General features: G+C 70.3%; 22 protein-coding genes. 18 read left to right on the plus strand and 4 right to left on the minus strand.

Annotated features, from left to right (window positions below):
* Positions 1 to 34 precede the first annotated feature (34 nt).
* The 9 genes from ACOQFR_RS09085 to ACOQFR_RS09125 all read left to right on the plus strand — a co-directional run bounded on the left by ACOQFR_RS09085 (position 35) and on the right by ACOQFR_RS09125 (position 7,130).
* Positions 35 to 1,693, plus strand: coding sequence for a CTP synthase (locus tag ACOQFR_RS09085; protein WP_421381116.1), 1,659 nt, complete (start codon positions 35 to 37; stop codon positions 1,691 to 1,693).
* Positions 1,693 to 2,526 carry a 3-deoxy-8-phosphooctulonate synthase gene (gene kdsA, locus ACOQFR_RS09090; RefSeq protein WP_421381118.1) on the plus strand — a complete coding sequence of 278 codons (834 nt, stop codon included), beginning with the start codon at positions 1,693 to 1,695 and terminating at the stop codon, positions 2,524 to 2,526. Before ACOQFR_RS09085 ends, kdsA begins: the two co-directional genes overlap by 1 nt.
* On the plus strand, positions 2,523 to 2,870 hold the full coding sequence (locus ACOQFR_RS09095; protein ID WP_421381120.1) for a hypothetical protein: 348 nt from the start codon (positions 2,523 to 2,525) through the stop codon (positions 2,868 to 2,870). The genes kdsA and ACOQFR_RS09095 overlap by 4 nt, the downstream gene beginning before the upstream one ends.
* 31 nt (positions 2,871 to 2,901) lie before the next feature.
* Complete coding sequence (gene eno, locus ACOQFR_RS09100) at positions 2,902 to 4,188, plus strand: phosphopyruvate hydratase (RefSeq protein ID WP_421381122.1); 1,287 nt, start codon at positions 2,902 to 2,904, stop codon at positions 4,186 to 4,188.
* Between the two features lie 10 nt (positions 4,189 to 4,198).
* Positions 4,199 to 4,603 carry a cell division protein FtsB gene (gene ftsB, locus ACOQFR_RS09105; protein ID WP_421381124.1) on the plus strand — a complete coding sequence of 135 codons (405 nt, stop codon included), beginning with the start codon at positions 4,199 to 4,201 and terminating at the stop codon, positions 4,601 to 4,603.
* Positions 4,600 to 5,289 (plus strand): 2-C-methyl-D-erythritol 4-phosphate cytidylyltransferase, encoded by a 690-nt coding sequence (gene ispD / locus ACOQFR_RS09110; RefSeq protein ID WP_421381126.1) that lies wholly within the window; start codon positions 4,600 to 4,602, stop codon positions 5,287 to 5,289. The genes ftsB and ispD overlap by 4 nt, the downstream gene beginning before the upstream one ends.
* 25 nt (positions 5,290 to 5,314) lie before the next feature.
* On the plus strand, positions 5,315 to 5,797 hold the full coding sequence (gene ispF, locus ACOQFR_RS09115; RefSeq protein WP_421381128.1) for a 2-C-methyl-D-erythritol 2,4-cyclodiphosphate synthase: 483 nt from the start codon (positions 5,315 to 5,317) through the stop codon (positions 5,795 to 5,797).
* Entirely contained in the window at positions 5,794 to 6,822 is a 1,029-nt protein-coding gene (gene truD / locus ACOQFR_RS09120) for a tRNA pseudouridine(13) synthase TruD (protein WP_421381130.1), read from the plus strand. Before ispF ends, truD begins: the two co-directional genes overlap by 4 nt.
* Before the next feature lie 77 nt (positions 6,823 to 6,899).
* Complete coding sequence (locus ACOQFR_RS09125; RefSeq protein ID WP_421381132.1) at positions 6,900 to 7,130, plus strand: hypothetical protein; 231 nt, start codon at positions 6,900 to 6,902, stop codon at positions 7,128 to 7,130.
* Here ACOQFR_RS09125 and ACOQFR_RS09130 read toward each other — a convergent pair.
* Entirely contained in the window at positions 7,127 to 7,699 is a 573-nt protein-coding gene (locus ACOQFR_RS09130; RefSeq protein WP_421381134.1) for a Smr/MutS family protein, read from the minus strand. The genes ACOQFR_RS09125 and ACOQFR_RS09130 overlap by 4 nt on opposite strands.
* Before the next feature lie 90 nt (positions 7,700 to 7,789).
* On the opposite strand from ACOQFR_RS09130, the gene surE reads away from it, so the two are divergent.
* From surE to ACOQFR_RS09150, 4 genes are read left to right on the plus strand one after another with little or no spacing between them, the layout of a single operon-like run.
* The gene (gene surE / locus ACOQFR_RS09135) at positions 7,790 to 8,566 is read left to right on the plus strand and encodes a 5'/3'-nucleotidase SurE (protein ID WP_421381136.1); all 777 of its coding nucleotides are present in this window, start codon (positions 7,790 to 7,792) and stop codon (positions 8,564 to 8,566) included.
* Positions 8,563 to 9,240 carry a protein-L-isoaspartate(D-aspartate) O-methyltransferase gene (locus ACOQFR_RS09140; RefSeq protein WP_421381138.1) on the plus strand — a complete coding sequence of 226 codons (678 nt, stop codon included), beginning with the start codon at positions 8,563 to 8,565 and terminating at the stop codon, positions 9,238 to 9,240. The genes surE and ACOQFR_RS09140 overlap by 4 nt, the downstream gene beginning before the upstream one ends.
* Complete coding sequence (locus ACOQFR_RS09145; RefSeq protein ID WP_421381140.1) at positions 9,240 to 9,833, plus strand: YqaA family protein; 594 nt, start codon at positions 9,240 to 9,242, stop codon at positions 9,831 to 9,833. The genes ACOQFR_RS09140 and ACOQFR_RS09145 overlap by 1 nt, the downstream gene beginning before the upstream one ends.
* 29 nt (positions 9,834 to 9,862) lie before the next feature.
* Positions 9,863 to 10,822 (plus strand): peptidoglycan DD-metalloendopeptidase family protein, encoded by a 960-nt coding sequence (locus ACOQFR_RS09150; protein ID WP_421381142.1) that lies wholly within the window; start codon positions 9,863 to 9,865, stop codon positions 10,820 to 10,822.
* A gap of 131 nt (positions 10,823 to 10,953) precedes the next feature.
* Here the strand turns inward: ACOQFR_RS09150 and ACOQFR_RS09155 are convergent, their stop codons facing one another.
* On the minus strand, positions 10,954 to 11,328 hold the full coding sequence (locus ACOQFR_RS09155; protein ID WP_421381144.1) for an Mth938-like domain-containing protein: 375 nt from the start codon (positions 11,326 to 11,328) through the stop codon (positions 10,954 to 10,956).
* 16 nt (positions 11,329 to 11,344) lie between these two features.
* Positions 11,345 to 11,650 (minus strand): ribosome assembly RNA-binding protein YhbY, encoded by a 306-nt coding sequence (yhbY, locus tag ACOQFR_RS09160; RefSeq protein ID WP_421381146.1) that lies wholly within the window; start codon positions 11,648 to 11,650, stop codon positions 11,345 to 11,347.
* 78 nt (positions 11,651 to 11,728) lie between these two features.
* Here yhbY and rlmE point away from each other — a divergent pair, with 78 nt between their 5' ends.
* From rlmE to folP, 3 genes are read left to right on the plus strand one after another with little or no spacing between them, the layout of a single operon-like run.
* Positions 11,729 to 12,352 (plus strand): 23S rRNA (uridine(2552)-2'-O)-methyltransferase RlmE, encoded by a 624-nt coding sequence (gene rlmE / locus ACOQFR_RS09165; protein ID WP_421381148.1) that lies wholly within the window; start codon positions 11,729 to 11,731, stop codon positions 12,350 to 12,352.
* 4 nt (positions 12,353 to 12,356) lie between these two features.
* Positions 12,357 to 14,267, plus strand: a complete 1,911-nt coding sequence (gene ftsH / locus ACOQFR_RS09170; protein WP_421381150.1) for an ATP-dependent zinc metalloprotease FtsH — start codon at positions 12,357 to 12,359, stop codon at positions 14,265 to 14,267.
* A gap of 21 nt (positions 14,268 to 14,288) precedes the next feature.
* Positions 14,289 to 15,188, plus strand: coding sequence for a dihydropteroate synthase (folP, locus tag ACOQFR_RS09175; RefSeq protein WP_421381152.1), 900 nt, complete (start codon positions 14,289 to 14,291; stop codon positions 15,186 to 15,188).
* A 122-nt stretch (positions 15,189 to 15,310) separates the two neighbouring features.
* On the opposite strand, the gene ACOQFR_RS09180 is transcribed toward folP, so the two are convergent.
* Positions 15,311 to 16,387: an alkane 1-monooxygenase gene (locus ACOQFR_RS09180; RefSeq protein ID WP_421381154.1), complete on the minus strand. Its 1,077-nt coding sequence runs from the start codon at positions 16,385 to 16,387 to the stop codon at positions 15,311 to 15,313.
* Positions 16,388 to 16,503: 116 nt separating this feature from the next.
* Between ACOQFR_RS09180 and putP the strand changes: the two genes are divergently transcribed.
* Together putP and miaA are read left to right on the plus strand one after the other, a co-directional pair.
* Positions 16,504 to 17,997, plus strand: coding sequence for a sodium/proline symporter PutP (putP, locus tag ACOQFR_RS09185; RefSeq protein WP_421381156.1), 1,494 nt, complete (start codon positions 16,504 to 16,506; stop codon positions 17,995 to 17,997).
* Between the two features lie 5 nt (positions 17,998 to 18,002).
* Positions 18,003 to 18,941, plus strand: a complete 939-nt coding sequence (miaA, locus tag ACOQFR_RS09190) for a tRNA (adenosine(37)-N6)-dimethylallyltransferase MiaA (RefSeq protein WP_421381158.1) — start codon at positions 18,003 to 18,005, stop codon at positions 18,939 to 18,941.
* The last annotated feature ends 75 nt before the right edge of the window (positions 18,942 to 19,016 follow it).

The following is a 19,016-nucleotide window of genomic DNA, read 5'->3' on the forward strand; positions in this document are numbered from 1 at the left end:
GGTAGAATGCGGTTTTCCAGCGCCCCCAATCCCCATGACTCGTCTTATCTTCGTTACCGGTGGCGTGGTGTCCTCGCTAGGCAAGGGCATCGCCGCGGCCTCGCTCGCGGCCATCCTGGAGGCCCGCGGCCTGCGGGTGACCATGATGAAGCTCGACCCCTACATCAACGTCGACCCCGGCACCATGAGCCCGTTCCAGCACGGCGAGGTGTACGTCACCGACGACGGCGCCGAGACCGACCTGGACCTGGGCCACTACGAGCGCTTCCTGCGCACGCGGCTGAGCCGCAAGAACTCGGTCACCACCGGCCGCATCTACGAGAACGTGATCCGCAAGGAGCGCCGCGGCGACTACCTGGGCGGCACCGTGCAGGTCATCCCGCACATCACCGACGAGATCAAGCGCGCCATCTTCGAGGCCACCGACGGCTTCGACGTGGGCATCGTCGAAATCGGCGGCACGGTCGGCGACATCGAGTCGCTGCCCTTCCTCGAGGCCATCCGCCAGATCCGCACCGAGCGCGGCCCCGACCAGGCGCTGTTCATGCACCTGACCCTGGTGCCCTACATCGCGGCCGCCGGCGAGCTCAAGACCAAGCCCACCCAGCACTCGGTGAAGGAACTGCGCTCGATCGGCATCCAGCCCGACATCCTGGTCTGCCGCAGCGAAAAGCCGCTGCCCGAGTCCGAGCGCCGCAAGATCGCGCTGTTCACCAACGTGCACGAGAAGGCCGTCATCAGCTGCGTGGACGTGGACAACATCTACAAGCTGCCGCTGTGGCTGCACAGCCAGCACCTGGACGAGATCGTGGTCGAGCGCCTGCGGCTGGAAGACCAGGCCCGCCCGGCCGACCTGTCGGAGTGGGAGGCCGTGGTGGACGCGGTCGAACACCCGGTGGACGAGGTCACGGTCGCGGTGGTGGGCAAGTACATCGACCACCAGGACGCCTACAAGTCGCTGTCCGAGGCGCTCAAGCACGGTGGCCTGCGCCAGCGCACGCGCGTGAAGCTGCGCTGGCTCGAGTCCGAGCAGGTCGAGAAGGACGGCGTGCAGGTTCTGGACGGCGTGGACGCCATCCTGGTGCCCGGCGGCTTCGGCGACCGCGGCTTCGAGGGCAAGGTGCTCACCGCGCGTCACGCGCGCGAGCACGGCATTCCCTACTTCGGCATCTGCTACGGCATGCAGGCGGCGGTGGTGGACTTCGCCCGCCATGTCGCCGGCCTGGCCGGCGCCAACAGCACCGAGAACGACCGCAACAGCCCGCACCCGGTGATCGGCCTGATCACCGAGTGGCGCACCGCCAGCGGCGAGATCGAGCGCCGCGACGAGAAGTCCGACCTGGGCGGCACCATGCGCCTGGGCCTGCAGGACCAGCGCATCAAGCCCGGCACCCGGGCCCGGGAGATCTACGGCAAGGACGTGGTGGGCGAGCGCCATCGCCACCGCTATGAGTTCAACAACCGTTACCGCACCCAGCTCGAGGACGCCGGCCTGGTGATCAGCGCCAAGTCCATGGACGACCTGCTGGTGGAGATGATCGAGCTGCCCGGGCATCCGTGGTTCGTGGCCTGCCAGGCGCATCCGGAATTCCTGTCCACGCCGCGCGATGGCCATCCGCTGTTCATCGGTTTCATCCGCGCCGCGCGCGAGCACAAGGCGGGCGGCCGGCTACTGAAGGAGGCGAAGGCCTGATGGAACTCTGTGGCTTCAAGGTCGGGCTGGACCAGCCCTTCTTCCTGATCGCCGGCCCCTGCGTGATCGAGTCCGAGCAGCTGCAGGTGGACACCGCCGGCACGCTGAAGGAAATCACTGCGCGCCTGGGCATCCCCTTCATCTTCAAGTCCAGCTTCGACAAGGCCAACCGCACCTCGGGCACCAGCTTCCGCGGCCCCGGCCTGGAAGCGGGCCTGAAGGTGCTGTCGGAAGTGAAGCGCCAGCTGGGCGTGCCGGTGCTCACCGACGTGCACGAATACACGCCGCTGGATGAAGTGACCAGCGTGGTGGACGTGCTGCAGACGCCGGCCTTCCTCTGCCGGCAGACCGACTTCATCCAGAAGGTGGCCAGCGCCGGCAAGCCGGTCAACATCAAGAAGGGCCAGTTCCTCAGCCCCTGGGAAATGAAGCACGTCACCGCCAAGGCCCTGGCCACCGGCAACACGCAGATCATGGCCTGCGAGCGCGGCGCGTCCTTCGGCTACAACAACCTGGTCTCGGACATGCGCTCGCTGAGCGTCATGCGCGACACCGGCTGCCCGGTGGTGTTCGACGCCACGCACAGCGTGCAGCTGCCCGGCGGCATGGACGGCAAGTCCGGCGGCCAGCGCGAGTTCGTGCCGGTGCTGTCGCGCGCGGCCATGGCCGTGGGCATCAGCGGCATCTTCATGGAAACCCACCCGGACCCGGCCAAGGCCCTCAGCGACGGACCCAATGCCTGGCCGCTGCCGAAGATGGAGGCCCTGCTGGCCACCCTGCAACAGCTCGACCGCATCGCCAAACTCAACGGCTTCCTGGAGAACGACGCATGAACATCCCCGCCGCCGCACCGCTCAAGCACTCGGGCCTGGGCATCGCTTCCACCGTCATGGCCCTGCTGTTCGGCCTGGGCATCATCATCGTGTTCGCGTATGCCGGTTACCTGGGCACGCAGGCGCCGGGCGGCGTGATCGACGAGACCGACCCCAAGATCATGATGGTGGGCATCCTGGTGGTGGCCGGCATCGGCGGGCTGCTGCTGGGCGCGCTGCTGGGCCTGCTGGGTCTGTTCATCGGCGAGCGCCGCCGCATGTATGCCTGGCTTGGGCTGGTGCTCAATGCGCTGCCCCTGCTCGCGGCCCTGGGCCTGATGGCCCTCGGCTTCGCGATGTCCTGACGTTCACTCCTTCGCAGCCATCGAAAAGACCATGACCCAGATCAGCAAGATCCACGCCCGCGAGATCCTCGACAGCCGCGGCAATCCGACCCTCGAAGCCGAGGTCACGCTCGCCAGCGGCCACGTCGGCCGCGCCGCGGTGCCCTCGGGCGCGTCCACCGGCACCAAGGAAGCGGTGGAACTGCGCGACGGCGACAAGAGCCGCTATCTCGGCAAGGGCGTGCGCAAGGCGGTGGCCAACGTCAACACCACCATCGCCGAGGCGCTGCAGGGTTTCGACGCCGCCGACCAGGCGGGCATGGACCGCAAGCTGATCAACCTGGACGGCACCGAGAACAAGGGCCGCCTGGGCGCCAATGCGCTGCTGGGCGTGTCCCTGGCCAACGCCCATGCGGTCGCCGCGTCGAAGGGGCAGCCGCTGTGGGCGCACCTGGCCGCCGGCCGCGAGGCAGTGCTGCCGGTGCCGATGATGAACATCATCAACGGCGGCGCGCATGCCGACAACAACGTGGACATGCAGGAGTTCATGGTGCTGCCGGTGGGCTGCGACAGCTTCGCTGAGGCGCTGCGCTGCGGGACCGAGATCTTCCATTCGCTCAAGTCCGTGCTCAAGGGCAAGGGCCTGGGCACGGCGGTGGGCGACGAGGGCGGCTTCGCGCCCGACCTCAAGTCCAACGAGGAAGCCATCGAGGTCATCCTCGAGGCGATCGGCAAGGCCGGCTACAAGGCCGGCGAAGACGTGCTGCTGGGCCTGGACGTGGCCAGCTCGGAGTTCTTCGAGAACGGCAAGTACAACCTGGTGGGCGAGGGCAAGCGCCTCACGCCGGAACAGTTCGTGGATTTCCTGGCCGGCTGGAGCGCGCAGTACCCGATCATCACCATCGAGGACGGCATGGCCGAGAACGACTGGGCCGGCTGGAAGCTGCTCACCGAGCGGCTGTCGAGCAAGGTGCAGCTGGTCGGCGACGACCTGTTCGTCACCAACCCGAAGATCTTCAAGGACGGCATCGACCAGCGCGTGGCCAACGCCATCCTGATCAAGGTCAACCAGATCGGCACGCTGACCGAAACGCTGGAGGCCATCGCCATGGCCGATGCCAACCGTTACGCGGCGATCGTCTCGCACCGCTCCGGCGAGACCGAGGACACCACCATCGCCGACATCGCGGTGGCCACCACCGCCACCCAGATCAAGACCGGCTCGCTGTGCCGCAGCGACCGCGTGGCCAAGTACAACCAGCTGCTGCGCATCGAGGAGGCGCTGGGCGCCAAGGCGCGCTACGCCGGCCGCGGCGCCTTCACCAGCCTCGTGCGCTGAGTCCACGCCCTTGCGCCGCTGGTGGGTCCTTGCCCTGCTGCTGCTGGCCCTCGTGGGCCTGCAGCTCAAGCTCTGGTGGGGCGAGGGCGGCCTGCACGAGGCGCGCGTGCTCGAGCAGCGCGTGGGCGACCAGCGTGCCGAGAATGCGCGCCTGCAGCAGCGCAATGACGCACTGAGCGCCGAAGTCGAGGACCTCAAGTCCGGCGAAGCGGCCGTGGAAGACCGCGCCCGCAGCGAGCTGGGCATGATCAAGCCGGGCGAAACCTTCTACCGCGTGGTGGAGCCGCGCCCGGCGGGTGCCGACGACGGCGAAGACGCGCGCGAGGAGGACGATGCCGCTCCGCCGGCCGATGCCGCCGCGCCCGAGGACCGCGACAGCGACGAAGCCGGGCCCGTGCCCGGAGCCGTGGCATGACCTGGGCGGTGGTGCCTGCCGCGGGCCGCGGCAGCCGGTTCGGCGGCGAGCGGCCCAAGCAGTACCTCAGCCTCGCCGGACGCACGCTGCTTGAACACAGCCTGCGCGCCGTGCTGTCGCATGACGATGTCGATGGCGTGATGGTGGCCCTGTCGCCCGACGACCGCGACTGGCCCGGCTGGCGCGACCTGGGTGGCAAGCCGGTGCTGACCTGCATCGGCGGTGCCGAACGCGCCGACTCCGTGCTGGCCGGCTTGCAGGCCCTGCCGGGCACGGTCAGCGAAGACCAGTGGGTGCTGGTGCACGATGCCGCGCGGCCCTGCCTGCGCGCGCTCGACCTGGCGCGGCTGCTCACGGTCGGACAAGCCGATCCCGTCGGAGCGCTGCTGGCGGCGCCGGTGCGCGACACCCTCAAGCGCGCCGATCGCGTCGGCCGCAGCCAGTCCACCGAGCCGCGCGACTGGCTATGGCGTGCGCTGACGCCGCAGCTGTTCCGCCGAGGCGGGCTCACGCGCGCGCTGGAAGCCGCGCTGCGTGCCGGCGTGCGCGTCACCGACGAAGCCATGGCCATGGAGCGCCTGGGCCTCAAGCCCTGCCTGGTCGAGGGCAGCGAAGACAACATCAAGGTCACCACGCCGGCCGACCTGGCGCTGGCCGAATTCATCCTCGCGCAGGCCAGGGCCTGAGTCCGCGACCCACCAAGGATCCGACATGAGCGACTTCCGCATCGGCCAGGGCTACGACGTGCACGCCTTCGGCGACGGCGACCACGTGGTGCTGGGCGGCGTGCGCATCGCGCATGACCGCGGCCTGCTGGCCCATTCCGACGGCGACGTGGTGATCCATGCGCTGTGCGATGCGCTGCTGGGCGCGCTGGCGCTGGGCGACATCGGCCGCCATTTCCCGCCCTCGGACCCGCGATGGAAGGACGCCGACAGCCGCCAGTTCCTGCGCCACTGCCAGGCGCTGCTGGCGGGGCGCGGCTGGCGCCTGGGCAATGCCGACGTCACCGTGGTCTGCGAGTCGCCGCGGATCGGCCCGCACGCGGCCGCGATGCAGGCCAACCTGTCCAGCGACCTGGGCTGCGACCCGGACGCGGTGAGCGTCAAGGCCACGACGACCGAAGGCCTGGGTTTCACCGGGCGCCGCGAGGGCATCGCCGCCATGGCCGTGGCGCTGCTGGTGCGCGCGTGACCACGCTGCCGCGCGCGCACGGCGCGCCGGTGCTGAGCGCGCGCTGCCGGGTGGCGCCCGAGGATTTCCGCGTCACCGAAGTGGATGGTTTTGAACCGGCCGGGCAGGGCGAGCACCTGCTGCTCACCATCGAAAAGCGCAGCATGAACACCGCCTTCGCCGCCAGGCAGATCGCACGCTGGGCCGGCGTGCCGGAGATGGGCATCGGCTACGCCGGCATGAAGGACCGCCACGCGGTGACCGTGCAGCGCTTTTCGGTGCACCTGCCCAAGCGCGTGGCGCCCGACCTGGCGGACCTGGCCGCGCCCGACCTGCGCGTGCTCGGCGCCACCTGGCACAACCGCAAGCTGCCGCGCGGCGCACTCAAGGGCAACCGGTTCACGCTGCACCTGCGCGACGTGGCCGGCGACGCCGACGCGATCGATCAGCGCCTGCAGGCGATTGCGCGCGATGGCCTGCCCAACTATTTCGGCGTGCAGCGCTTCGGCCGCGACGGCGACAACGTGGCCGCGGCCCTGCGCATGTTCGCGGGCCAGCGCGTGCACCGCGACCAGCGCTCGATCCTGCTGTCGGCGGCCCGCTCGGAGCTGTTCAATGCGGTGCTGGCGGCGCGCATCGAAGACGGCACCTGGGCCCACGGCCAGGACGGCGATGTATGGATGCTGGACGGCAGCCAGAGCGTGTTCGGGCCCGAAGACCTTACCGACGACCTGCGCCAGCGCGCCGCGCGCCAGGACATCCATGCCACCGGTCCGCAGTGGGGCCTGGGTGAATTGCGTTCGCAGGGCGCGGTACGGGCGCTGGAGCAGGGCGTGGCGGCCGGACTGGCCGAGCTCTGCGCCGGCCTGGAGGCCGCCGGCCTGAAGCAGGAGCGTCGCGCGCTGCGCGTGCGGGTGGACGGGCTGCAGTGGCAGCGACCCGCCGCCGACGAACTGGTGCTGGAGTTCGGCCTCGCGCCGGGGGCCTACGCCACCGGCCTGCTCGAGGCCCTGGGCGACGTGGCGGACGCCGGCCGTCCGGAGTGAATCCTCGGCCGGGCACTTGCACCCGGGCACCGCGGGAGTAGGCTGGTTCGGCGGTTTTCCTTTCCGAGGAGGTCGCCATGACTACCGCCCGCAAGCTGTTCCCCGCTGCACTCTCGGGACTGGCCCTGGCCGCATGCGCCAGCACCAGTCCGCCCCGCGCCACGGTGGCCGATCCGGCTACGGCCAACACGCTGGACGGCACCTACATCACCGCCGTCGAAGAGGCCACCCGCAAGGCCGGCGTGCGCGTGTTCTGGGTCAATCCACCGCGCGAGAAGGACCGCAAGCCGGACGAGCCGCGTCCCTAGGCCGGTCGTCCCTGCTCGCCCGCGCGCCGGCGGGCGAGCAGCACCAGCACCGCGCCGGTGCCGCCCATCGCTTCGGGTGCCGAGGCGAAGGCCAGCACGTCCGCGCGCTGGCGAAGCATGCGGTCCACCAGCGCCTTGAGCACCGAGCCGCCGTCGTCGCCGCGCGGTCCCTTGCCGTGGATGATGCGCACGCAGGCGTGGCCGCCGGCGCGTGACTCGTGCAGGAAGTTGCGCAGCCAGCGTTCGGCTTCCACTGCGCGCAGGTGGTGCAGGTCGAGTTCGCCGCCCAGGCTGTAGCCGCCGCGCCGCAGTGTCTTGAGCACGGCCTCGGGGACCTCGTCGCGCCGGTAGGACAGCGCCTCGGCCGCGTCGATGGTGGCCTGCATCAGCGCGGGGCTGCGCGACTGCGCCAGCGCCTCGGCCTCGTCGCGCGCCTGCATGCGCGGCTCGGGCGCCGGACGCGGGCGTTCCGGGGGCGGCGGCGGGGCGGGCAGGGGCCGCACGCCGTCGATGGATTCCCGGAACAGGGCGGCGTCCTCGTCGCTGACGGTCGGCGGTTTGCGCTTCATGCGGCAAGACTACCGCGGGGCCGGGTGATGGCAAGGTGGCCGCCCGGGGACGTGCATCCGTTATCATGTCCCCTTTCCGCGGGACCCCCGATGCGCGTACTGGTGAGCAATGACGATGGCGTGGAAGCCCCCGGCATCCGCGTCCTGGCCGAAGGACTGCGGGCCGCAGGCCACGACGTGACCGTGGTGGCGCCCGACCGCGACCGCTCCGGCGCCAGCAATTCGCTGACCCTGGACCAGCCGATCCGCGTCAAGGCGCTGGGCGACCAGGTCTGGCGCGTGGCGGGCACGCCCACCGACTGTGTGCACCTGGCCCTGGCCGGCATGCTGGACCTGGATCCGGACATCGTGGTCTCGGGCATCAACACCGCCGCCAACCTGGGCGACGACGTGATCTATTCGGGCACCGTCGCCGCCGCGATGGAAGGCCGTTTTCTGGGCCTGCCGGCGATCGCGATGTCGCTGGTCACGTTCGATCAGTCCGGGCGCCACTACGACACCGCCGCCCGCGCCGCGGTCGAGATCACCGCGCGCCTGCTGGTGGACCCGCTGCCGGCCGACACCATCCTCAACGTCAACGTGCCCGACCTGCCCTACGAGCAGATCAAGGGCTTCGAGGTCACGCGCCTGGGCCACCGCCACCGCGCCGAGCCCTGCATCGAGCAGACCGATCCTCGCGGCCGCGCCATGTGGTGGATCGGCCCGCCCGGCCCCGAGCAGGACGCCGGCCCGGGCACCGACTTCCACGCGGTGCGCCACGGCTACATCTCGATCACGCCGATCCACGTCGACCTCACGCGCTACCAGGCGCTGGAAAAGGTCGCCAGCTGGGTCGGGGCGCTGGGGCAGGGGTTGAAGGCTCCATGACGCCACGCATGCACGGCCAGCCCGCGGTCCAGGGCCAGGGCATGACCTCGCAGCGCGCACGCGACCGCATGATCGAGCGGCTGCGCGCCGAGGGCGGCATCGGCGACGAGCGCGTGCTTACCGCGATGCGCACCGTGCCGCGGCACCAGTTCATGGACGAGGCCCTGGCCAGCCGCGCCTACGAGGACACCGCGCTGCCGATCGGCAACGGCCAGACCATCTCCCAGCCCTGGGTGGTGGCGCGCATGACCGCCGCGCTGATCGAGCACGGCCTGCCGCGGCGCGTGCTGGAAGTCGGTACCGGATCGGGCTACCAGGCCTCCGTGCTGGCCACGCTGGGCCTGGAGACCTACAGCGTCGAACGCATCGAGGAACTGCTGCGCGTTGCGCGCCGGCGCTTCCGCACGCTGGGCCTGAACGTGCGCACCCGGCATGATGACGGCCGCGCGGGCTGGCCCGAATACGCCCCCTTCGACGGCATCCTCGTCACCGCCGGCGCGCAGGCGCTGGAACAGGCCCTGTTCGACCAGTTGCCCGAGGGCGGCACCCTGGTGGCGCCGCTGGGCGCAGCCAATGGCCAGCGCCTGCTGCGCATGCGCCGCATCGACGGTCAGCTGGTGCAGGAAGACTTGGGCGCCGTGGTGTTTGTCCCCCTGCTGCCGGGAACGCTCTGATGGAGGTCTTCAAGCCGCTCTACCTCAAGGCCCTGCACTGGTCGCGCCACCGGCACGCGCCGGCGCTGCTGACCGGGCTGAGCTTCATCGAGGCAATCTTCTTCCCGGTGCCGCCGGAGATGATGCTGGCGCCGATGTCCCTGGCCCAGCCCAAGCGGGCGATGTGGTTCGCCACGCTGAGCCTGGCGGGATCCATGGTCGGCATGTTCATCGGCTATGCGCTGGGTTATTACGCGGTGGAGATGGCGATGCCGCTGGTGGAAAGCCTGGGGTATGCCGACCAGTTCGAGTCGATCAAGCAACAGGCGGCGGAGAACGGGTTTTGGCTCCTGCTGATCGCCGGCTTCACGCCGATTCCATTCAAGATCTTCACCATCGCCTCGGGTGCGGTGGGCATGCCGCTGCTGCCCTTCTTCTTCGGCGCGCTGATCGGCCGCGGCAAGCGCGTGTACCTGGTGGCCGGTGCGATCCGCCTGGGCGGCGCGCGGGCGGAGGCGGCGCTGCACCGGTACATCGAGCCCATCGGCTGGTTTGCGCTGGCGCTGCTGGTGGCCGTGGTGGCGTGGCTGTTCCTGCGCGGGCAGGGGGCGTGATGCGGGCGGCGTTGTCCCGGTCGGGTGGTGTGCGCTGGCTGCGTGCGGCGCTGGTGGGGCTGGTGGTCGTGGGCCTGGCAGCCTGCGGGCAGTCGCGTGTGGTCAAGCGGGAAGGGTCGCGCCCTTCGCCGCCCTCGCGCGTGGCCAGCCAGGCGGCGCCGCGGTCGGGCGATTACCTGGTGCGCGCCGGCGACACGCTTTACGGCATCGCGTTCCGGCATGGGCTGGACTATCGCGAAGTGGCGGCCTGGAACCGGATCCCCGCGCCTTACACGATCTATCCCGGCCAGCGACTCAAGCTGCGCGGTGCGGCGGCCTCGGTGGCGCGCGGCCCGGCACCGCGCCCGGCAACCACGAGCGAGTCCTCGTCGGGGCAAGCGCTGCCGCCGCGCCAGGCGCCGGTGCAGGGCGGGTTCGTGACGGTGTCTCCGACGCCGACGCCGTCACCGTCGCCGGCCGGCGCTCCTGTCGCTGCGGTGCCCTCCTCGGCTCCGGCGATACCGTCGCAGGCGCCGGTGGTGCCGGCCCCGAGCGCCACCGCGGTGACTCCCGTGGTTTCGCCGACCGTCCCGGCGGTGTCCGCGCCTGCGCTGCCCGGCCCCGCGGCCGCCGTCAGCGCCGCGGGCTGGCGCTGGCCCACGCAGGGCGCGCTGATCGGGCGCTTCCTGGCCGGCGATCCCAAGCGCCAGGGCATCGACATCGCCGGCGTCGCCGGCCAGCCCGTGGTCGCCGCCGCCGATGGCGTGGTGGTCTATTCGGGCGCTGGCCTGGTGGGCTACGGCGAGCTGATCATCATCAAGCACAACGACGAATGGCTGTCGGCCTACGCGCACAGCCGCCGTCGCCTCGTGGGCGAGGGCACCGCCGTGAAGGCCGGCCAGACCATCGCCGAACTCGGCCGCACCGGCACCAGCCGCGACATGCTGCACTTCGAAGTCCGCCGCAACGGCAAGCCCGTAGACCCCCTGACCCTCCTGCCCGCGCAGTAAAAAAATCCGGAAATCCGGAAATCCGGGGTCAGAGTACGTTTATCTTCGCGGCCCTTACCCATCCGCAGAGCAGGACGCGGCGGCGAAGATAAACGTACTCTGACCCCGGATTGCTCTGGCCCGGACTCTCTTCAGCCGGGAAGCAGGAAGGCGGCGACGACGCGGCGGCCTTCGGTGGCCAGGACGTTGAAGGTGCGGGCGGCGGCGGCGTTGTCCATCACTTCCAGGCCGATGCCGCGGGTGAGCAGGCTGGCCATCACGGCCGCGGACGGGAAACGCTGGCGCGGGCCGGTGCCCAGCAGCACCAGCACCGGGTCCAGGGCCAGCGCGGCCTGCATGTCTTCGGGCGTGAGCTGGTCGGCAGCGGTGGGTCGCCAGTCGGGCACCAGCACATGCGGAGTCAGCAGAAAGCTGCTGGCGAGGGTTTCCTGGTTCACCAGCACCCCCGCGGGGCTGACGCCGCGCAGCACGTAGTTGAAATCGGGGTTTTCCTGCGACAGCTGCATACGGCGGCGCGGGGGCTCAGGCCTTGGGCAGCACGATCAGCGGCTTGTCGGCGCTGCGCTTGTAGAGCACGGCGATGTTGCCGATGCGCGCCACCAGGTCCGACCCGGTGCGCTCGACCAGCTCGCCGATCCAGGCATCGCGCAGCTCGCGGTCACCCGCGGCCACCCGCACCTTGATCAGCTCGTGGTGGTCCAGGGCATTGCCGGTTTCGGCCGCCACGTTGTCGGTGATGCCCTTGGCGCCCACGAGGATGACCGGCTTGAGGTGGTGCGCCAGGCCGCGCAGGTAGCGCTTCTGGGGGTTGCTGAGGGCGGCGGCCATGGGGGTCCGGGCAGGGTCAAAAGGGGGCGTAGGGTATCATGGCGGCCTCTCCCGCCTTCCCCCGGCCCGTCCCGCCCCATGGCAAGAAGCAAAAGCAGCGTCGGTTGGCTCAAGGAACACTTCGACGACCCGTTCGTGAAGCGGGCCCAGGCTGAAGGCATGCGTTCGCGCGCGGCCTACAAGCTCGAAGAGCTGATCGAGCGCGACAAGCTGCTCAAGCCCGGCATGGTGGTGGTGGACCTGGGCGCCGCCCCCGGCGGCTGGTCGCAGGTGATGCGCCGGGACCTGGGCGACCGCGGCCGCGTGATTGCGATGGACATCCTGGCCATGCCCCCGATCGCCGGGGTGGAGTTCATTCACGGCGATTTCAGAGAGGACGGCCCATTGTCGGAGCTGGAAGCCGCGCTGGGCAATGCCAGGGTGGACCTTGTGCTGTCCGACATGGCCCCCAATATGACCGGTGTGGATACGGTGGACCAGGCCCGGGCGATGTACCTGTCCGAACTGGCCCGCGATTTCGCGGACAAGCACTTGAAGGTGGGCGGCAACTTCCTGATCAAGCTGTTCCAGGGCGAAGGCTTCGATGCCTACGTCAAGGACCTCAGGACCCGCTACGACAAGCTGGTTATCCGCAAGCCGGCGGCCTCCCGCCGCCGGTCGAACGAGGTTTATGCGCTGGCCCTGGGCAAGCGACGAGGATGAAGTGATGAATGACCTTGCCAAGAACCTGCTGCTCTGGCTGATCGTCGCCGTCGTGCTGATGGCGGTGTTCCAGAACTTTTCCCAGACGCCGGCGGGTGCCACCAGCGAGCTGACCTACAACCAGTTCATCACCGAGGTGAAGGGCGGCCGGGTGAGCGCGGTGAACATCGCCGACAACGGCATCGAAGTGACCGGCAAGCGCAGCGACGGCTCGGTGTTCAAGACCGCCGCGCCCAACGACGACAAGCTGCTCGACACCCTGTTCGCCAACAACGTGCAGATCGTCCAGGAGGCGCCGGAAGGCCGTTCCTGGCTGGGCATCATCCTGCTCAACTTCCTGCCGGTGCTGCTGATCATCGGCTTCTGGTTCTTCATGATGCGGCAGATGCAGCAGGGCGGCGGCAAGGGCGCCATGAGCTTCGGCAAGTCGCGCGCCAAGCTGCAGGGCGAGAACGAGGTCAAGGTCACCCTGGCCGACGTCGCCGGCTGCGAGGAAGCCAAGGAAGAAGTGGGCGAGCTGGTCGAGTTCCTGCGCGACCCGGGCCGCTTCCAGAAGCTGGGCGGCAAGATCCCGCGCGGCGTGCTGATGGTGGGCCCGCCGGGCACCGGCAAGACCCTGCTGGCGCGCGCCATCGCCGGGGAGGCCAAGGTGCCGTTCTTCTCCATCTCCGGCTCGGACTTCGTCGAGATGTTCGTCGGCGTCGGCGCCAGCCGCGTGCGCGACATGTTCGAGACCGCCAAGAAGCACGCGCCCTGCATCATCTTCATCGACGAGATCGACGCCGTCGGCCGCCATCGTGGCGCCGGCCTGGGCGGCGGCCACGATGAGCGCGAGCAGACCCTGAACCAGCTGCTGGTCGAGATGGACGGCTTCGAGGGCGGTGAGGGCGTGATCGTGATCGCCGCCACCAACCGTCCGGACGTGCTCGACCCGGCGCTGCTGCGCCCGGGCCGCTTCGACCGCCAGGTCACTGTCGGCCTGCCGGACGTGCGCGGCCGCGAGCAGATCCTGAAGGTGCACATGCGCAAGGTGCCGCTGGACGTGGACGTGGAGCCGATGACCATTGCCCGCGGCACGCCCGGCTTCTCCGGCGCCGACCTGGCCAACCTGGTCAACGAGGCCGCGCTGTTCGCCGCCCGCGAGAACGCCAAGACCGTGCGCATGGAGCACTTCGACCGCGCCCGCGACAAGATCCTGATGGGCACCGAGCGCCGCTCGATGATCATGAGCGAGGACGAGAAGAAGCTCACCGCCTACCACGAGGCCGGCCATGCCATCGTCGGCCGCGTCGTGCCCGACCACGACCCGGTGTACAAGGTGACCATCATCCCGCGCGGCCGCGCGCTGGGCGTCACCATGTACCTGCCCGAGGGCGACAAGTACTCGTACAACCGCACCCACATCGAGTCCATGCTGTGCTCGCTGTACGGCGGCCGCGTGGCCGAAGAGCTGATCTTCGGCGCCGACAAGGTCACCACCGGCGCCTCCAACGACATCGAGCGCGCCACCAAGATGGCCCGCAACATGGCCACCAAGTGGGGCCTGTCCGAGGAGCTGGGTCCGATCGCCTATGGCGAGGAAGAGGACGAGGTGTTCCTGGGCCGTTCGGTCACCCAGCACAAGAACGTCTCCGACGACACCGCGCGCAAGATCGACGAGGTGGTGCGCGGCATCCTGGACAACGCCTACCGCCGCACCACCCAGATCCTCACCGACAACCTGGACAAGCTGCACGTGATGGCCGAGGCGCTGCTGACCTACGAGACCATCGACGCGCTGCAGATCGACGCGATCATGGAAGGCCGTCGTCCGGGTCCGCCGTCGGACTGGGCGAAGTCGGGCCGCATTTCCAAGGACGATCCGGGTCCGGGCACGGCGGCGGGTCCGCTCGGCGGCCCGATGCCGCAGACCTGAGGCCGGCCTCCCGGCCCCGCGATGTTCGACCTGGTGCCGCAGCTTGATTGCGCCGGGCGCGTCCTGCGCCTGGACCGCCCGCGCGTGATGGGCATCGTCAACGTCACGCCCGACTCGTTCTCCGACGGCGGCGCGCACGCCGACGTGGACGCCGCCGTCGCGCACGGCCTGCGCCTGGTGGCCGAGGGCGCCGACCTGCTCGACATCGGCGGCGAATCCACCCGCCCTGGCGCCACGCCGGTATCGCCCGAGGAAGAGCGCCGCCGCGTGCTGCCGGTGGTCGAACGTCTGGCGCGCGAAACCGGCGTGCCGGTCTCGGTGGACACCTCCGATCCGGAACTGATGCGCGCCGCGGTGGCCGCCGGCGCGGGCGTGATCAACGACGTGCGCGCCCTGCGCCGCGACGGTGCCCTGGACGCCGCGGCTTCGCTCGGCGTGCCCGTGGTGCTGATGCACATGCCGGCCGAGCCCGGCGGCATGCAGGACGACCCGCGCTACGACGACGTCGTGGCCGAGGTGCACCGCTTCCTGGCCGAGCGCCTGTTCGCCTGCGAGATGGCCGGCATCGCGAAGAAGAACCTGGTGGTCGACCCGGGCTTCGGCTTCGGCAAGACCCTGGACCACAACCTGTTGCTGCTGCGCCAGCTGTCGCGCTTCGCCGACCTGGGCGTGCCGGTGCTGGCGGGGCTGTCGCGCAAGCGCAGCCTGGGCGACCTGACCGGCCGCCCGGTGCACGAACGCGTGCATGCCTCGGTGGCGGCGGCCGTGTTGGCGGCGGAGTACGGCGCGCGCCTGATCCGCGTGCACGACGTGGCCGCCACGGTGGACGCGCTCAAGATCTGGGCCGCGGTGGCCGCGCTGCCGGGACCCGTCGCAAAACCGGCGAAACCGGCCGCACCGAAATGGCCCGACGAGGATTGATCCCGGGACTGGTCAAGGATTGACCAACCCGCTTGACAGCCGCGCCCCGCCTGCCGCGCCGCAATCCATCCACAGGAGTTCTCCCCGGGTTATCCACAGCCGGTGTGGACAGCGGGGCAGGATCAGCCGGGCAGGGCGTCGCGGAAGGCACGCACCCGAGGGTCGATCACCCGGTGCCAGAGCGGCGGCACCAGCGCCAGCACGAACATGGCCGAATAACCGCCCGGCAGCTGCGGGCTGTCGGCGTGGTGGCGCAGGATCGCGTAGCGGCGCTTGGGGAAGGCATGGTGGTCGGAATGCCGCTGCAGCTGGAACAGCAGCAGGTTGGACAATGCGAAGTCCGAGTTCCAGCTGTGCAGGTGGGTGGTGCGCTCGTAGCGGCCGTCGGCGTCGCGGCGGCGCTCCAGGCCGTAGTGCTCGATGTAGTTGATGACCTCCAGCGAGCCGGCGGCGAACACGCCCTGCAGCAGGAAGAACGCCAGCCCCACCGGCCCCAGCCACAGCGCGAACGCGGTGGCCAGCGCCAGCCAGACCCCGGTCCAGCCGATCATCTCGTTGCGCCAGTGCACGGCGGGCAGTCCGCGCCCGCGCAGCCGCGCCGCCTCCAGCCGCCAGGCGTTGAGCGTGTTGCGCCACAGCGCGCGCGGCAGGAAGCCCCACAGCGACTGGCCCAGCCGCGCGCTGGACGCGTCTTCTGGCGTGGACACGTGCACGTGGTGCCCGCGCAGGTGTTCGATCTTGAAGCCGTGGTAGCCCACGCTGGCCAGCAGCAGGCCGCCGGCCACTGGCTCCAGCCGCCCGTCCTTGTGGATCAGCTCGTGCGCGGTGTTGATGGCCAGGATGCCGCCGACCACGCCCTGCGACAGCAGCCAGCCGGCCGCGCCCACGGGCCCCAGGTCCGCCTGCACGAACCAGTGCGCCGACCACGCCAGCAGCCCCAGCTGCACCGGCAGGCAGGCCAGGGTGAGCGCCTTGAACCACACGCGCTGGGCGACCGCGCGTTCCCGCGCCACCGGCACGTTCACCGGGTCGTGCCCCAGCAGGTAGTCCACCGCGGGCAGGAATACGAACAGGAAGAACAGCGGGAACCAGGCCATCAGGTCGGGGCGTCCCGACCACGCGGCCAGCCAGGCGGCCGCCGGCATCAGCGCCGGGACGATGAACACCAGCAGGAAGGCGAGGGCTTTTCCGGGCGACATGGCGCGGGCTTCGCGTGGGGCCTGGCGCCCAGCATACGCCGGGACCGGGCACGCGGCACCGGGGCCGGCGGCCTTCGCGCTAAGCTTGCCCGGCCTCCGCACGCCGACGAGCCACCATGAGCCAGTTCTCCCCGCTGCACATCACCTTCGCGATCTACATCCTGGGCATGATCGGCATCGGCCTGGCGGCGTGGTACTACACGCGCAGCTTCGACGACTACATCCTGGGCGGCCGGTCGCTGGGCAGCGTGGTCACCGCGCTGTCGGCGGGCGCCTCGGACATGAGCGGCTGGCTGCTGCTGGGCCTGCCCGGTGCGCTGTTCCTCAACGGCGTGTCCGAGGCCTGGATCGCGATCGGACTGATTGCCGGCGCCTGGTTCAACTGGCGCTACGTGGCCGCGCCGCTGCGGCTCTACACCGAGCGCAGCAACAACGCGCTGACCCTGCCGGACTATTTCACCCATCGCTTCGAAGACAAGGGCAAGCTGCTGCGGGTGTTCTCGGCGCTGGTGATCCTGGTGTTCTTCGCGGTGTACTGCGCCTCGGGCATCGTCGCCGGCGCGCGCCTGTTCGAAAGCGTGTTCGGCATCCCGTATGCGCAGGCCATGTGGTACGGCGCCGCGGCCACCATCGTCTACACCTTCATCGGCGGCTTCCTGGCGGTGAGCTGGACCGACACGGTGCAGGCGACGCTCATGATCTTCGCCCTGATCCTGACGCCGGTGTTCGTCATCCTCAGCCTGGGCGGCCCGGCGGAAAGCCTGGCCGTGGTGGAGCAGGTGAATCCCGCGAACCTGGACTTCTTCAAGGGCGCCAGCTTGGTCGGCATCGTCTCGCTGCTGGCCTGGGGCCTGGGCTATGTCGGCCAGCCGCATATCCTGGCGCGCTTCATGGCGGCCAAGGACGCGCGCACGCTGACCAACGCGCGCCGCATCGGCATGACCTGGATGGTGCTGTGCCTGTTCGGCGCGATGGCCGTGGGCTTCTTCGGCATCGCGTATTTCGCCCAGCATCCGGACCAGGCCGGCCCGGTGACCGTCAACCACGAGCGCGTCTTCATCGAGCTGGCCACGCTGCTGTTCAATCCGTGGATCGCGGGCATCCTGCTGTCGGCGATCCTGGCGGCGGTGATGAGCACGCTGAGCTGCCAGCTGCTGGTGTGTTCCAGCGCGGTCACCGAGGACTTCTACAAGGGCTTCCTGCGCAAGAAGGCCGGGCAGCGCGAACTGGTGTGGATTGGCCGGCTGGCCGTGCTGGGCGTTGCGCTGCTGGCGATCTGGCTGGCGTCGGATCCGGAGAGCCGCGTGCTGGGCCTGGTCAGCTATGCCTGGGCCGGTTTCGGTGCGGCCTTCGGTCCGGTGGTGGTGCTGTCGCTGTACTGGAAGCGCACGACGCGCAACGGGGCCCTGGCCGGCATGGTGGTGGGCGCGGTGACCGTGATCGCGTGGAAGGAGCTGCTGGCCGACACGGGCCTTTACGAAATGGTGCCGGGCGTGATCCTGGCGACCCTGGCCGTAGTCGTAGTCAGCCGACTGGGCCGGCCGCCGTCGCCGGCGATGGAAGGCCTGTTCGACCACGTGCAGGGCGAACTGCGCCGCGACGGGCTCTGAGCCGCATGCAGGACCGGCGCCCGCTGGCGATCGCGCTGATGGGCCCGACCGCCTCGGGCAAGACCGCGCTGGCGGTGGACTGGGCGCAGGCGCTGGGCACCGAGGTCATCAGCGTGGATTCGGCCCTGGTGTACCGCGGCCTGGACATCGGCGCCGCCAAGCCCGATGCCGCCACGCGCGCGCTGGCTCCGCACCACCTGGTGGACGTGCGCGATCCGCACGAAATCTTTTCGGCCGCCGATTTTGCCCGCGAGGCGCTGCCGCCGATGCAGGCGCTGGCCGCGCGCGGCCGCATCCCGCTGCTGGTGGGCGGCACCGGCCTGTATTTCAGCGCCCTGCTCGATGGCCTGTCGGACATGCCGCAGGCCGATGCCGCAACGCGCGCGCAGATCGCGAGCGAGGCCGCAATGCACGGCTGGGCGGCCCTGCACCGGCAGCTGGCGCAGGTGGATCCGGACGCCGGCCATCGCATCCAGCCGGCCGACCAGCAGCGCATCACCCGCGCGCTGGAGGTGTACCGCCTCAGCGGCAAGCCGATCAGCCAGTGGCAGCGCGAAGGCACGGCCCGGGCGTTCGGGTTCCGGGTGCTGCGGCTGGTGCTGGCCCCGGCCGACCGCGGCGTGCTGCACGAACGCATCGGGCGCCGCTTCGACCAGATGCTGGCCGAAGGTTTCCTGGACGAAGTGCGGCGGCTGCGCGCCGACCCGCGCCTGCATCCGGATCTTCCGTCCATGCGTGCGGTCGGCTATCGGCAGGCCTGGCAGCACCTGGAGGGCGACACCGACGCCGCCACCTTCCGCGACCAGGCCATCGCCGCCACCCGGCAGCTGGCCAAGCGCCAGCTGACCTGGCTGCGGGCAAGGCCCGACGCCCGCTGGTTCGACCCCGACACCGACCGGAATGCGCTGGACCGGGCCCTGCGCGACTTCGTGACCAGACCCTAACGCGCGGGGCTGCTAGAATCGTCGGCATTCGCGGCCTTGGACCCTTTTGGCCGCAAATCGCGCCAGCTGGCGCGC

Origin of the sequence: Arenimonas sp. MALMAid1274, from assembly GCF_049195245.1 — a bacterium.
Lineage (GTDB): Bacteria > Pseudomonadota > Gammaproteobacteria > Xanthomonadales > Xanthomonadaceae > Arenimonas.

What these genes read in the sequence shown, in the direction of transcription:
- putP (WP_421381156.1), top strand. Translation starts at nt 16,504, where the DNA reads ATGAGCCAGTTCTCCCCGCTGCACATCACCTTCGCGATCTACATCCTG.
- rlmE (WP_421381148.1), top strand. Translation starts at nt 11,729, where the DNA reads ATGGCAAGAAGCAAAAGCAGCGTCGGTTGGCTCAAGGAACACTTCGAC.
- ACOQFR_RS09180 (WP_421381154.1), bottom strand. Translation starts at nt 16,387, where the DNA reads ATGTCGCCCGGAAAAGCCCTCGCCTTCCTGCTGGTGTTCATCGTCCCG.
- ACOQFR_RS09095 (WP_421381120.1), top strand. Translation starts at nt 2,523, where the DNA reads ATGAACATCCCCGCCGCCGCACCGCTCAAGCACTCGGGCCTGGGCATC.
- folP (WP_421381152.1), top strand. Translation starts at nt 14,289, where the DNA reads ATGTTCGACCTGGTGCCGCAGCTTGATTGCGCCGGGCGCGTCCTGCGC.
- ispF (WP_421381128.1), top strand. Translation starts at nt 5,315, where the DNA reads ATGAGCGACTTCCGCATCGGCCAGGGCTACGACGTGCACGCCTTCGGC.
- ftsH (WP_421381150.1), top strand. Translation starts at nt 12,357, where the DNA reads ATGAATGACCTTGCCAAGAACCTGCTGCTCTGGCTGATCGTCGCCGTC.
- ACOQFR_RS09145 (WP_421381140.1), top strand. Translation starts at nt 9,240, where the DNA reads ATGGAGGTCTTCAAGCCGCTCTACCTCAAGGCCCTGCACTGGTCGCGC.
- ACOQFR_RS09130 (WP_421381134.1), bottom strand. Translation starts at nt 7,699, where the DNA reads ATGAAGCGCAAACCGCCGACCGTCAGCGACGAGGACGCCGCCCTGTTC.
- ACOQFR_RS09155 (WP_421381144.1), bottom strand. Translation starts at nt 11,328, where the DNA reads ATGCAGCTGTCGCAGGAAAACCCCGATTTCAACTACGTGCTGCGCGGC.
- eno (WP_421381122.1), top strand. Translation starts at nt 2,902, where the DNA reads ATGACCCAGATCAGCAAGATCCACGCCCGCGAGATCCTCGACAGCCGC.
- yhbY (WP_421381146.1), bottom strand. Translation starts at nt 11,650, where the DNA reads ATGGCCGCCGCCCTCAGCAACCCCCAGAAGCGCTACCTGCGCGGCCTG.
- ACOQFR_RS09140 (WP_421381138.1), top strand. Translation starts at nt 8,563, where the DNA reads ATGACGCCACGCATGCACGGCCAGCCCGCGGTCCAGGGCCAGGGCATG.
- ispD (WP_421381126.1), top strand. Translation starts at nt 4,600, where the DNA reads ATGACCTGGGCGGTGGTGCCTGCCGCGGGCCGCGGCAGCCGGTTCGGC.
- miaA (WP_421381158.1), top strand. Translation starts at nt 18,003, where the DNA reads ATGCAGGACCGGCGCCCGCTGGCGATCGCGCTGATGGGCCCGACCGCC.
- surE (WP_421381136.1), top strand. Translation starts at nt 7,790, where the DNA reads ATGCGCGTACTGGTGAGCAATGACGATGGCGTGGAAGCCCCCGGCATC.
- kdsA (WP_421381118.1), top strand. Translation starts at nt 1,693, where the DNA reads ATGGAACTCTGTGGCTTCAAGGTCGGGCTGGACCAGCCCTTCTTCCTG.
- ACOQFR_RS09085 (WP_421381116.1), top strand. Translation starts at nt 35, where the DNA reads ATGACTCGTCTTATCTTCGTTACCGGTGGCGTGGTGTCCTCGCTAGGC.
- ACOQFR_RS09125 (WP_421381132.1), top strand. Translation starts at nt 6,900, where the DNA reads ATGACTACCGCCCGCAAGCTGTTCCCCGCTGCACTCTCGGGACTGGCC.